Below are 12,080 nucleotides of genomic sequence, written 5' to 3'. Positions count from 1 at the left end.
GCCATGATTGGCTTTTAGCAATGAGTTCATAGGTCATCACATTCGGTGACCATTGGTTACTGGACGATCCTGTTCATCAGAACTTAAGAAAGTCGGGTAATCAGATGAACTCGTGCAAGGATAAGGTATGTCTTCACGTATTCAGGCCGTTCTGAATGAGCAAGCCGTAGCCGCAAATCTCATCCGCCGCATTCCTTTCAAGGTTCGCTCGGCCCATTTTCTGGCACGTTGCGTGCAGAATGTGTGGCTGCTCCTTGCCGCGACGCCTGTCATCGTCATTATCTGCGCCATCAAGGGGTAGAGTATATCCCTTTCGCCACACAGGCGGTTGGGAACGGGATCTCATCCGTGTCATGGGATCTCGACGCTTCGGATAGTCTCGATTGAGCATTTTCCGGTATGCCGGGACGATAAGAAGGGCGGACGGCAAGTCGCGGTGCCAGGCAGGATCGGGATAAAAACAGAAAAGGCCCGGCAATAACGCCGGGCCTTTATTGTGTGTGGCAATGGCCTCTCGCTCAGGGAACGAGAACGGTAGCCACGGCTGTTGCCGCGATACCTTCCTCGCGTCCCGTAAAGCCGAGACGTTCCGAGGTCGTTGCCTTGACAGAAATACGATCCACGTCGACCCGGAGCAGGGCGGCAAGACGCTCGCGCATTGCCTGTGCATGGGGGCCTATTTTCGGGCGTTCGCAGATCAGCGTGACGTCAGCATTGATCAGCATTCCCCCACGCTGGCGGATACGCTCGCCTGCATGAATAAGGAAACGCGCCGAGTCCATGTCCTTCCACTCATTATCCGTGGGCGGGAAATGCCGACCGATATCGCCCTCTGCAAGCGCACCGTAGATGGCATCGCACAGGGTGTGGATGCCGACATCGGCGTCTGAATGTCCGGCGAGCCCGCGATCATGGGGAATTGTGATGCCGCACAGGATCAGCGGACGTCCGGCCTCGAAGGCATGAACGTCATAGCCAAGGCCGGTGCGAGGAAGCGGGGTCGAGCCAAGCAGTCGTTCCAGACGCACGAGATCCTCCGGCAAGGTCAGTTTGATATTGTCTTCCGCACCCTGAACGAGCGCGACAGGGTGACCGGCAGCTTCCAGCAGGGCCGCGTCGTCGGTCACCGGGCCCTGATGTGTGCGATGCAGGGCGAGAAGCAGGGGGAAATGGAACCCCTGCGGCGTCTGGGCGCGCCAGAGCGATTCGCGCGATACGGTCGTATCGACCAGCCCGTCCCGCCCGCGCTTGAGTGTATCGGCCACGGCTACGGCGGGGATGGCACCCGGATGTTGGGCCAGCGCGTCGAGCACGTTACGTACGACATCGGCAGGCACATAGGGTCGTGCGCCATCATGGACGAGCACGAGATCGGGTGGCTCGGGCAGCTTGGCGAGGGCTTCGAGTCCCGCACGCACACTGTCCTGGCGCTCGCGCCCACCGGTGACCGGAGGAAGCGTGTCGATTCCATCAAGGGCCTGAACGAGCAGGGGATCGTCACCGACGGGCTGGATCAGGGTCACATGATCACGCAGGGCTTCTGCCGCGTGACGAATGACCGGTTTGCCACCGAGCAGCATATACTGCTTCGGTGTGGCGGCGGGGCTGGAGACGGGGGCCGTGCTGGCATCAGCAAAGCGGCGACCTGAACCGGCAGCGAGGAGAATGGCAGCAATACGCATGATGTTCAGGACATGCGGATTTGTCTCCCGAGCGTCAAGCCAAGAAAAAGGCCCCGCAGGATCTGCGGGGCCTCGTGACAACGATGCAGGACGGTCTGTATCGCGTGGGCGACAGCGTTAGCGCCCGATATCGCGCAGACGAATGCCCTGGTTGAGCTTGTGCTCGAGGGACTCGAGCGACACGCCACGTGTTTCCGGCACGAAAGCGAGTGTGACCAGAATGAACACGGCATTCAGTGCAGCATACAGCCAGAATGTGTGCGACGCGCCCAGAGTGCCCAGCAGGGTCAGGAAGGTTGCGCCCACTGCCATGTTCGCAATCCAGTTGGTGAAGGTGGAGCAGGCGATACCGAAATCGCGTCCCTGAAGAGGCTGAACCTCGGCGCACAGAACCCAGATCAGCGGACCGGCGGAGAAGGCAAATCCTGTGATGAACAGCAGCAGAACCGCGACCGACAGATAATGCATCATCGTGCTCGATTCCTGTCCCAGTGAGAGCAGGATAGCGAGTGCGCCCATGCCGACCGCCATGATGGCGAAACCGGCGATCAACATGGGGCGGCGTCCCCAGCGGTCGACAAAGCTGATGGCGATGAACGTGGCCAGCATATTCACGAGGCCGACAATGGCGGTGCCCCACATCTGTCCGTCCTGACCGAAACCGGCCACTTCGAAAATGCGCGGCGCGTAATACATCACGACATTGATGCCGGTCAGCTGCTGAACGATCTGAAGTCCGATCCCCAGCATAACGGAGCGGCGGAAGTTCGGATTTTCGAGGAAGAGCGAGAAGCCGCGCTGCTTCTGCTGCAGGCCCTGCGAGATATCGTTGATCTCGCTCGCAGCTTCTTTCTGCGAGGGGCGAAGGGTCGAAAGGGTTTCGAGTGCCTCGCGGTCACGTCCGCGCAGCATCAGCCAGCGCGGGCTCTCAGGCAGAAAGAGCGAGCCGGCAAGGAATACGGCACCGGGGATCGCGACAATTCCGAGCATCCAGCGCCATGAGCCCGAATAGGAAAAAAGGGCGTCGGATATGAAGGCCAGAAGAATGCCGATCGTGATCATCAGCTGATAGACCGAAATCAGACCACCCCGCCGCTGGTCGTCCGCCACTTCCGAAATATAGAGGGGGGCCACGAAGCTGGCGATGCCGATGGCCAGCCCAAGAATCGCCCGGGCGATGATAAGGACCGCGACCGAGTGGGCAAGAACGCAACAAAGCGCGCCGACAACAAAAAGGGCTGCGCTGAAGACAAGGGCCTTCTTTCGTCCCAGACTATAGGACAGACGGCCAGCTGCGAGCGCGCCCAGAGCCGCGCCGAGCATCATGGACGAGACGATCCACTCCTGCGCGGTATCGCTGGCGTGGAACTCCTTGGCGATGAACCCCAGCGCACCGGAAATAACGCCGATATCCAGACCGAACATCAGTCCGGCAACAGCTGCAAGAATGGCAGCAAGCATCATTTTCCCGACCAGAGGCATTTTGGTTTCTGCTGGTGTGGGAGAGGAAACGTTACTCATATGAAGAGACCTTAGTCGAGAAAACCTGGCGCAGGGCCTGCCGAGGGATCATCGGTATCACGCGAGAAATCCCAAAGTGCGTGTGATCTTTAAGCGTTTGTCACGTTAATTCAAACCAAATTCGTTGTGATCCATATATTGGGTCAACGCCAAGCGTAGGGAGACGACCTGTCGGTCCGTCGTGTGGCGTTTCGGGACAAAATAGCAGGTTAATTTATCGTGAAATTATGCAAGTAACAGGGTCTGATAATAATATAATTATGATATTACAAATAGTAAAACTTCTATAGAAGTATCTCATATATGAATAATCGATAAATATTCAGCGTTGATTAAATAAAATAATTACTATTTATGATTAAGTATTATAGCTTCTCCATTATATCATTCTCAATCTAGTCGAGACTTATGGGATTTATTGGTGCATCCATTTCGCAAGCAATAACGCTTGCGTCTGTAAATGGATTGTCACCATGTCTATTCGCAATTTAGTATCCAATACTTTTTCGATCATGATGATCGCTGGCTCGATCGCAACGGTTACCGGTACAGCTTTCGCTTCTTCGCAGGCGACGTCGGTAACTATCCCTTCCGATCAGACGTCGATTGCCCTTGCCGGTCCTCGTCCCCCGCCGGGCCAGTCCTGGGATCCCTGCGCGATGGATGGCGATTGTGTCGTGAAGAATGTGGATAGCATCGCCCTTGCCGGTCCTCGTCCCCCGCCGGGCCAGTCCTGGGATCCCTGCGCGATGGATGGCGACTGTGTCGTGAAGAATGTGGATAGCATCGCTCTTGCCGGTCCTCGTCCCCCGCCGGGCCAGTCCTGGGATCCCTGTGCAATGGATGGCGATTGTGTCGTAAACAGAGCCCAGCATGTTGCTCTCGCCCCCTTCTCGCCCTCTTTCGGCTGATCGGGTTATCGACGGCCCGACCACGTAAATGGGTCGGGCAATCGTTCTGCTATTGCGTATTTTTAACGACCATGCCCTTGGGGTATTCTAGAATAGCTGAAGGCAATAGTGCCACGGTCCTGAGGGCAAGATTCTGAAGAGAGATGACGTCATTTCAGGTTTGCCAGGGAAGAAGCACTTTCTTCTGCTGTGTTGCCTCAACCATGTTCGGGCATTTCTCGACCTGCGCCCTGTACTCGCTATAGTGATCGTTACCCTTGCGCTTTGTCACAGCGCATCAGCGCGTGATCTGGACCTGCCGATGCGAACATTTTCGCAACGTGACGGCATCGATAGCTCCTACATATTCGGCATGGCTCAGGACAGGCAGGGTTATCTCTACGTCCTCACCCAACGATCTCTCTATTTCTTTTCCGGACAGAACTTCCACGAGGTCTCCCTCCCTTCCGTACCTGGGCAGACCGGTCATGTGAACATGATTCGTTTTCTACCGGATGGCCGTATTCTGGCACTGCGTCATGGTGCCTTGCTTCTGTCTTCGGAGGCGCCCAGTGCGAGACGATCGCCCATCTCTCTCTCCTTCCACATGCTCGTCACTGCGGGAATTGGCAGAATTGCGAAAGTCTATCTCGACGGATCGACGGTTATCGTTACGGATGAAGCAGGTATTCATTCATGCATGATCGTCGATGAGCTGAGGCTCGTCTGTCATCGCGACAGTCGGGTGGGCGGTCGGGCGATGCGTCTGTTCCAGATGGGCGACCGTGTTTATTTCCACAGGCGCTACGAGACCGTGCTGCGCGATATCGAAGGAAGGGCAGCGCTTCGCCTGTCCCATATCGTCTCTATTCCCGAACCTCCGGCAGGGAATATCGACCGGCAGTTTTTCGCGATTGAAAACCGGTTTCTTATCGCTCCTGTCATCAGGGGCGGTTGGGCGGGGCTGCTGCTGGAGCGGGAATACGATCAGTCGTCGCTTGAGACATATCCCACGTTTGTGGTGGCAACCTCGGATGCAGCGGCATTTTTCGATGGCAGCCACCTGCGCTCATTCAACGGTCACTACTGGAGCTATCCTAACCATGCTCTAGGACGCGAGCAGGATATGTATTTCGCCTTTGTCGATCGCAACAGGCAGTTCTGGACCGTGCAGGACGCAGTCGAACTCGACAAGCTGGTCGGGTGGGGTGTGTGGGAAAACATCGAACCCCAGAGCATCCGCTCGGTCTGGTCTGTTCTGCCCCGTGAAGGAGAGGGGGTGGGACCGGACAGGGAGCTGCTTTTCACGGATCAGGGGCTCTTCCCTCTCGATAAAAACGAGATCGGCGAGCGCCTGAAAGACGGTAATTTCTTTTTCGGCATCAGAGATCGTCATTCAGGCTACTGGGCCCCTGTGGATGACCGTTTCCTGCTGCATTGCGTCGATCATGACGGGAAATTCTTCTGTGACCGGAAACTGACAGTCGGACGCGTGATGGATATCGCCGAGGCAGTGCAGATGGACCGGTTGTGGATTGCTTCCGACTACGGTCTTTTCCAGTACGATCCGGCTTCTTCGGACCCGCCATCGACGGTCGAGGACGATCGCGGCAATCTTTTGACCAGCCCGGCCACAACGATCGCTTTGCGTGATGACGGAACGCCATGGGCAATTCTCGGCGATGCCCTGTATCGGCGCGAAAAAGACGGGCACTGGAAGAAAACACTCGATCACTGGCCGAATGGGGGGAAATTCTCTCCAGCCGCGATGGTTTTCTCATCGCATGACGATCTCTGGGTCGGCGGTGTCCGCGCGCCCGTTGGGCTTGTTCATGTCAGGCTCAAAGACGCGGAAATCGACCGTGTCATGCCTGTCGGCCCGGCGCTGACAGGCTCTCAGATCATTTTCAGCCTTCTTTACGATCGCAATCATCATCTCTGGGTCGGTACTGAAAACGGTCTGGCTGTGTTTGACGGTCATGAGTGGATACGCCTGACCAAAGACGACGGTCTGGTTTCTGCGAACATCAACCAGAAGGGCTTGGTGCAGGACCCGGACGGGTCGATCTGGATCACGACGACCAGAGGTGTTGCCCATCTTGTCCACCCTGAACACTTCTTCGAAAAGCCGGACCTCAATCCTGTTTTTATTCGGGTCAAGCTTGGCGATGCATTGTTACCTGAGCGCGCAGTTCCCTTCACGCGCGATCCGTTGACGGTTACGCTGGGCACGCTCAATACCGACCTGGCGCCATCGACCTATTTCAGATACCGCCTTGAGGGGGTGGATCAGGACTGGGTAAAAACGACGACCGGTGAGATACGCTACAACTTCGTTCCGCCCGGCCACACAAAGCTTGTCGTTCAGGCAATCAACGACAACCGGAACATCATATCGAAGCCTATCGTGCTTGAAATTCGTATGCGTAGACCTTGGTGGATGGCATGGCCGCTCATCGTATTCTACGTCGTTGCAGTGGTCATGCTGCCTTACATCTTCAACCGGATGCGCTTCAGCTATCTGCTCAAAAGACAAAAGCGCCTCGAAAGTCTCGTTCTGGAGCGCACTGAGGAGATGCGTGCCGCGCAGAACGCTCTTGAGCAGCAGGCACGCCAGGACGGTCTGACCCGTCTGATGAACCGGCGCACGGTGGAAGCAAGCGTGCTGCGCCTTCTCGATAAAATGCTCCAGCCCGGATTCGAGGGCCAGCATCGTGCGCTCACCATCGCCTTGTTCGACGTCGATTATTTCAAATCGATCAACGACACGTTCGGCCATACGATCGGCGATGAGATACTCGCCGAAATCGGCAGCCGCCTCCTGCGGGACAAGACCCAGGACGAGTTGATCGGTCGTTATGGCGGCGAGGAGTTCCTGATCGTCGTGCAGGGCGATTTTGCACAGGCCTGCATACGTATCGATTTACTGCTTTCCGCTCTCACGACCGTGCCGTTCGAGACCAAGGTCGGTGCTCTGACCGTAGGATGCAGTGCCGGTATCGCCCAGACCCTGACGGGTACGATTCCAACCCGTGAAATCTGGATCGAGGCGCTGGAGCGGGCCGATCAGGCGCTATACCGTGCCAAGCTCGAAGGGCGCGGACGTATCGTGATCAGTGAACAAGGCCGAGGCGATGAGGGCTATCGAGACTGAACGCCGGGATCGTCACCTCGAAACGCTCGCCGGTGGCTGGAACGATCATATGATACGTGCCACGCATGAAGCCGCACGGCGTGGGTAGGGCCACGCCTGAGGTATATTCATAGACTTCCTGCGCAACGAGGATCGGCTGCTCGCCGATCACGCCCTCACCGTGGATATGATCCGTCTTGCCGCGACCGTCGGTGACTTCCCAGAACCGGCTGAGAAGCTGCACGGTTTCGCTGCCACCATTCTCGATCCTGATATGATAGGCCCATGCAAAATGATGGTCTTCTGGCTGGGACTGGTCCTCAAGCCAGAAGGTGCGTACCGACACCGTGATGTCGCGCGTCACGGCTTCGTAGCGTGGCGCGGCTTCCATGGCTTCGAAAAGTCCGGATTCCGGGTCGGCGACAAGACGGGGAGGGGCGGGCTTTTGCGTCATGCCCGCCTTGTAGGCCGATGGTGGACCCTAAAGCAATCAGGCTTTGAGGGCGTCGAGGGCCCGGCCAAGATCTGTGATAAGATCTTTTGCGTCTTCGAGCCCGACCGACAGGCGAATGGCGCCATCGGTGATGCCCAGTCTGGCCCGTTCTGCTGCATCGACCTTGGAATGGGTGGTCGTCGCCGGGTGGGTGGCCAGAGACCGTGCATCGCCGAGATTGTTGGAGATGGCGATCAGTTTGAATGCATTCAGAAAACGGAATGCGCCCTCACGCCCGCCCGCCACTTCGAATGCGACCAGAGAGCCACCATTGCTCATCTGCTTCTCCACCAGAGCCCGCTGCGGGTGCGATGCAAGGCCAGGGTAGGACACACGAAGAATGCCTGGCTTGTTTTCGAGGAATTCCGCCACAGCTCTGGCATTGGCTGCCATGGCATTGACGCGCAGAGGAAGCGTTTCGAGTCCCTTGAGCAGAACCCATGCATTGAACGGTGAGAGAGCATTGCCCGTATTGCGGGTAAAGGGCTGAAGCACTTCCTCTATCCACTGTTTGCGCCCGAGCACTGCTCCACCGAGTACACGACCCTGACCGTCGATATGCTTGGTGCAGGAATACAGCACCACATCGGCGCCGAGCGCGAGAGGCTTCTGTCCCACGGGCGAGGCAAACACGTTATCGACCATCAGAAGCGCACCGGCCTTGTGGGCCAGATCGGCAATGCGTTCGATATCGAGTACGTCGAGCATCGGGTTGGACGGGCTCTCGATGAGCACTGCCCCGGTGGGCTGCGAAAGGGCCGCTTCCCAGCCTGCCCAGTCATCGCCATCGACCAGAACGGTCTCGATGCCGTAGCGGGGCAAAAGGGTGGTGACGATCCAGTAGCATGAGCCGAACAGCGCACGCGAGGCCACAACCCGGTCGCCCTGTTTGAGGTGCGAAAGCAGGGCAGAGGACACAGCGCCCATGCCGCTGGCTGTGACGATGCAGGCCTCGGCCCCCTCGAGAAGGGCGAGACGGGCCTGCAGGGCATCAGTCGTCGGATTACCGAAGCGGGAATACTGGTAATGGTTGACGTCGCCGGTAAAGGTCGCAGCGGCCTGCTCGGCGTTATCGTAAACGAATCCGGAAGTCAGAAAGATGGCTTCGCTGGTTTCACCATGTTCGGTGCGGCTGACATCCTGGTGGAGCAGGCGGGTCGAAGGACCAAGATCGTTATCGGTCATGGGGGAGACACTCCAAAATGCACCGAAGGAAAAGGTGCGATTCTGGCCGTGGAAAACCTGGGTGAGAAAACTCATCCCGGGCCTCTTTAGCGCTGTTGTTTAGCCTCGCCGCAATCCGGCCTTCCAAATCGCGAGGGTGTTACCCCGGGCGGGGCAGTCACGAGCAGGACTATGCGCAAAGCCTGACCCGGTCGTCAACTGCGTGAGGGGCGATTGCATCGCCCTGCGGACTGGGATAAGGAGACGCTCATGCGGGTGTAGTTCAATGGTAGAACGGCAGCTTCCCAAGCTGCATACGAGGGTTCGATTCCCTTCACCCGCTCCAGCCGCATCTCGGATCCGTTGTCTAACCGCGAAGAAGTTTCTTCTTAGGGGTGTCTTCGGCCTTGCTCTTGCCGGGTTTCGGCGCCGGGGAGGCAGGCACACCGTCCTGATAGCTCGTCCCGTTCCAGCTCCAGCGATCGCTCTTGTCGATCATCAGATCGTGCATGCCGTTATGCACGCTCGGCAGCACCGATATGGCGCCGCTTACCGAGTCGAGTACCAGCTTCCAGCCGCCCTTGTGTCGCAGATAAACCGATGTCGAGCATCCGGCAGATCCGCAGAGACGGGCTGACTGCAACTGCACGAAAAGTGCCATATCGCTCCTGTCGGAGGAGAGTGGCGCAGAGGCGACGAGCACGACGGGCTGGTCGTTGTGTTTTGCAGCATCGGCCAAATCGGCGGCGCTAAGCTGGCGGGCCTCCTGATCCAGATTGGTTCCGGGCAAGGCACTCAGAATTACGGGTTTGGCTGAGGCAGACGATGCCCGATGCGTACGGGCTGTGGCTGGAGAGGCAACAAGCCCCATGATGGCAGCACAGGTCAGTATCCGGGTAAAACGCATCGCCTTGTCTTTCATTGCCTCTGCCTCAATGCAGCATGGATCTCGGTCGGCAGCTTTTACGCGTGTCGGAGTGTAACGACCAGTACATCGCGATAGGCAGGGCGTGCCGGGTCGATCGGTTCCACCGGCGTAACCCCGTGATAAACCTTGTGATCATCGACAAGGGCAGTATCGAGCGGCGCCTTGAGCGTGAAGGAGCCGATTTCACGGCGATGGTCGTCATGAATGGTCGTGACGCCCGAGGCGACGTTCTCGCGATTGACCATCAGGACGAACACCCAGTCCACCCCGTCGCGATGCATGCCTTCCGGCGTGGGGCGCCCCTTGTTGCCAGCCTGAGCCTCGATACGGAACTGATGCACCTCGGCATGCCAGCTATCGGGCTGGGTCGAGGCGGGTGTCATACGCAACGCGACGAGATGCGCGGCATTGAGAATGGAGAGCATGACGGGGTGTGTGGCGATGGCATCCTCTATAGGACCGAACCAGCGTTCTATTCCGCCATTGAGCAGATTGTAGTCACGGCTCTGATAATGCGGCTGATGACGCTTGCGGTCGATGCGCCCACCGGTAAGCGCGTAGGTGGCATAGCGTCTTTTGCGATAACGCCCGCCATCGGCCATGTAGCGGTCAAGCCCGAGCCGGTTCCAGCTCTCGGCAAAATGCTCCCAGTCCTCGAAGCCGAAGGATTCCAGGAACGCGCGCATTCCCGCCCCCGGTTCGAATGCAAACCCATCGGCCTGCAAGGTCGCCACGAGCGTATCGAGGCGCTCGGCTTCGGAAGGAGGGAGTGAGAGAGACCGCTGTAGAGGCATGACGCGCGCTTACCGTTGATCGGATGTTATTGGTCCAGTCGTGGCCGGGTCGGGCTCAGATGGGCTTTCAGAAAAGCAGCTGTCCCGCGTGCAAGACCCATGACACCAATCTGATGCTGACGGAAGATCAGATCATGCAGCCATCTTGGGGCCAGACCGCGCAGGAAGCCACCGCCGAAGCTTGTCGAGGTGCCGACCATGCCCCATCCGTTATAGTCCCCCAGCGAGACAACCGCACCACGATCGCGGTAAACAAATGTCGAGGGCTCGCGTCCCTGCGCAATGACCGGTATGGCGCGACCGAGATAGATGCCCTGCTGACGGGCAACCTGCGCGGTGGCAGGAAGCGGCTCATCGTTGATGCGGGCGCAATCGCCAAGGGCAAAAATCGAGGTGTCGCTGGTCGACTGCATATGGTGATTGACCACGATCTGACCGCCGCGTGCAATTTCCAGACCTTCGAACAGTTCGGTAGCCGCACTGGCGCGCACGCCTGCCGCCCAGACGCGCAACTCTGCCGGTATGACGCGCCCGTCCTTGAGGTGGAAGCCCTGTTCGTCGACCGATGTCACCATGGCTTCGGTAAGAACGCTTACGCCCAGAGCTTCGAGCTGTTTGCGCGCGTCATTCGAAACCCGCTCGGGGAAGGCAGGCAGAATACGCTTGCCGGTTTCGATCAGGGAAAGGCGCAGCACATTGCGCCGCGCCTCCTTGCCATAGCCGGGGGCCATGTCGATTGCGCTGCAAAGTTCTGCGGCCAGCTGCGTGCCTGTGGCACCGCCACCGACAATGCCGACCTCGAGTGTGCGGTTGTTGGCGACCGCGTCGCGGAAGGCCGCGCGGAATTTTTCATGGAACGAGCTGGCATCGGGCAGGGAATCGATGAAGGTGCAGTTCTGCATGACGCCTTCGATCCCGAAATCGTTCGAGCGTGAACCGAGCGCGACCACAAGCATGTCGTAAGGCACGATTTCATCGTTCGCGAGGCGGATTTCATGCTTCTCACGATCGACGCTGCTCAGCGAACTCTGGATGAACCGGAACCCGAAGCGGCGGCTCGCCTCGACAAAGGTGGTACAGTCGCGCGACTCCTCACCGGTGCCTGCTGCGAACTCATGCAGCATGGGTTTCCAGTAATGCACGGCGCCTTTGTCGATCAGCGTAGTCTCGATATCGCGATGACGGCTGCGACCGAGAGTCATCGCTGTTTCCATCCCGGCGACACCGCCACCGATGATGACTACGCGCAATCCATTTGCCATGCCTGTTCCTCCGCAGCGTCGCGGGGGCTCTCGCCCGGCCATTCCTACAACGCTGATATAATTACCTTTGTCGTGAGTCGCTTCGACTCGTGACCCACAATGTGGGTGCAATCAACGCATCCGTCCAGACGCAGGATGCCCTATCGCGATCAAAAAAGGACAAGAGCAGTGCTAAATCAGGATACAGCACAATGCAAGGATCGATCGGCTGGG

General features: G+C 58.1%; 10 protein-coding genes, 1 tRNA gene and 1 riboswitch. Of the genes, 4 read left to right on the top strand and 7 right to left on the bottom strand.

What is annotated here, in order from left to right; translation table 11 throughout:
* Window positions 1–127: 127 nt before the first annotated feature.
* Window positions 128–301, top strand: a complete 174-nt coding sequence (locus tag NF685_RS04245; protein WP_222547956.1) for a hypothetical protein — start codon at window positions 128–130, stop codon at window positions 299–301.
* Window positions 302–518: 217 nt separating this feature from the next.
* Here the strand turns inward: NF685_RS04245 and NF685_RS04240 are convergent, their stop codons facing one another.
* Together NF685_RS04240 and NF685_RS04235 are read right to left on the bottom strand one after the other, a co-directional pair.
* Complete coding sequence (locus NF685_RS04240) at window positions 519–1,682, bottom strand: bifunctional 2-C-methyl-D-erythritol 4-phosphate cytidylyltransferase/2-C-methyl-D-erythritol 2,4-cyclodiphosphate synthase (protein WP_252848712.1); 1,164 nt, start codon at window positions 1,680–1,682, stop codon at window positions 519–521.
* A 117-nt stretch (window positions 1,683–1,799) separates the two neighbouring features.
* Window positions 1,800–3,203: a sugar porter family MFS transporter gene (locus NF685_RS04235; protein WP_222547954.1), complete on the bottom strand. Its 1,404-nt coding sequence runs from the start codon at window positions 3,201–3,203 to the stop codon at window positions 1,800–1,802.
* A 473-nt stretch (window positions 3,204–3,676) separates the two neighbouring features.
* Here NF685_RS04235 and NF685_RS04230 point away from each other — a divergent pair, with 473 nt between their 5' ends.
* Window positions 3,677–4,114, top strand: a complete 438-nt coding sequence (locus NF685_RS04230; RefSeq protein WP_252848711.1) for a hypothetical protein — start codon at window positions 3,677–3,679, stop codon at window positions 4,112–4,114.
* 301 nt (window positions 4,115–4,415) lie between these two features.
* Window positions 4,416–7,247, top strand: coding sequence for a ligand-binding sensor domain-containing diguanylate cyclase (locus NF685_RS04225; RefSeq protein WP_252848710.1), 2,832 nt, complete (start codon window positions 4,416–4,418; stop codon window positions 7,245–7,247).
* Here NF685_RS04225 and apaG read toward each other — a convergent pair.
* Both apaG and metZ read right to left on the bottom strand, forming a co-directional pair.
* Window positions 7,207–7,680: a Co2+/Mg2+ efflux protein ApaG gene (gene apaG / locus NF685_RS04220; RefSeq protein WP_252848709.1), complete on the bottom strand. Its 474-nt coding sequence runs from the start codon at window positions 7,678–7,680 to the stop codon at window positions 7,207–7,209. The genes NF685_RS04225 and apaG overlap by 41 nt on opposite strands.
* Window positions 7,681–7,716: 36 nt before the next feature.
* Entirely contained in the window at window positions 7,717–8,904 is a 1,188-nt protein-coding gene (gene metZ / locus NF685_RS04215) for an O-succinylhomoserine sulfhydrylase (protein WP_252848708.1), read from the bottom strand.
* Between the two features lie 65 nt (window positions 8,905–8,969).
* Window positions 8,970–9,049, bottom strand: a riboswitch (SAM riboswitch).
* Window positions 9,050–9,155: 106 nt separating this feature from the next.
* Between metZ and NF685_RS04210 the strand changes: the two genes are divergently transcribed.
* A tRNA-Gly gene (locus NF685_RS04210) sits at window positions 9,156–9,229 on the top strand.
* 21 nt (window positions 9,230–9,250) lie between these two features.
* Here NF685_RS04210 and NF685_RS04205 read toward each other — a convergent pair.
* From NF685_RS04205 to NF685_RS04195, 3 genes are read right to left on the bottom strand one after another with little or no spacing between them, the layout of a single operon-like run.
* Entirely contained in the window at window positions 9,251–9,805 is a 555-nt protein-coding gene (locus tag NF685_RS04205) for a hypothetical protein (protein WP_252848707.1), read from the bottom strand.
* A gap of 41 nt (window positions 9,806–9,846) precedes the next feature.
* Window positions 9,847–10,605, bottom strand: a complete 759-nt coding sequence (locus NF685_RS04200) for a 2OG-Fe dioxygenase family protein (protein WP_252848706.1) — start codon at window positions 10,603–10,605, stop codon at window positions 9,847–9,849.
* Window positions 10,606–10,631: 26 nt separating this feature from the next.
* Window positions 10,632–11,867: an NAD(P)/FAD-dependent oxidoreductase gene (locus NF685_RS04195; protein ID WP_222547948.1), complete on the bottom strand. Its 1,236-nt coding sequence runs from the start codon at window positions 11,865–11,867 to the stop codon at window positions 10,632–10,634.
* Between the last annotated feature and the right edge of the window lie 213 nt (window positions 11,868–12,080).

This window comes from Asaia lannensis NBRC 102526 (assembly GCF_024054035.1).
GTDB classification, from domain to species: domain Bacteria; phylum Pseudomonadota; class Alphaproteobacteria; order Acetobacterales; family Acetobacteraceae; genus Asaia; species Asaia lannensis.
Note: the sequence above shows the minus strand (reverse complement) of the source record. Positions and strands in the feature narration are given on the sequence as shown.

Bases quoted from the DNA above. Each gene is read 5' to 3' on its own strand.
- NF685_RS04245 (WP_222547956.1), top strand. From the start codon at position 128: ATGTCTTCACGTATTCAGGCCGTTCTGAATGAGCAAGCCGTAGCCGCA.
- NF685_RS04240 (WP_252848712.1), bottom strand. From the start codon at position 1,682: ATGCGTATTGCTGCCATTCTCCTCGCTGCCGGTTCAGGTCGCCGCTTT.
- NF685_RS04235 (WP_222547954.1), bottom strand. From the start codon at position 3,203: ATGAGTAACGTTTCCTCTCCCACACCAGCAGAAACCAAAATGCCTCTG.
- NF685_RS04230 (WP_252848711.1), top strand. From the start codon at position 3,677: ATGTCTATTCGCAATTTAGTATCCAATACTTTTTCGATCATGATGATC.
- NF685_RS04225 (WP_252848710.1), top strand. From the start codon at position 4,416: ATGCGAACATTTTCGCAACGTGACGGCATCGATAGCTCCTACATATTC.
- apaG (WP_252848709.1), bottom strand. From the start codon at position 7,680: ATGACGCAAAAGCCCGCCCCTCCCCGTCTTGTCGCCGACCCGGAATCC.
- metZ (WP_252848708.1), bottom strand. From the start codon at position 8,904: ATGACCGATAACGATCTTGGTCCTTCGACCCGCCTGCTCCACCAGGAT.
- NF685_RS04205 (WP_252848707.1), bottom strand. From the start codon at position 9,805: ATGAAAGACAAGGCGATGCGTTTTACCCGGATACTGACCTGTGCTGCC.
- NF685_RS04200 (WP_252848706.1), bottom strand. From the start codon at position 10,605: ATGCCTCTACAGCGGTCTCTCTCACTCCCTCCTTCCGAAGCCGAGCGC.
- NF685_RS04195 (WP_222547948.1), bottom strand. From the start codon at position 11,867: ATGGCAAATGGATTGCGCGTAGTCATCATCGGTGGCGGTGTCGCCGGG.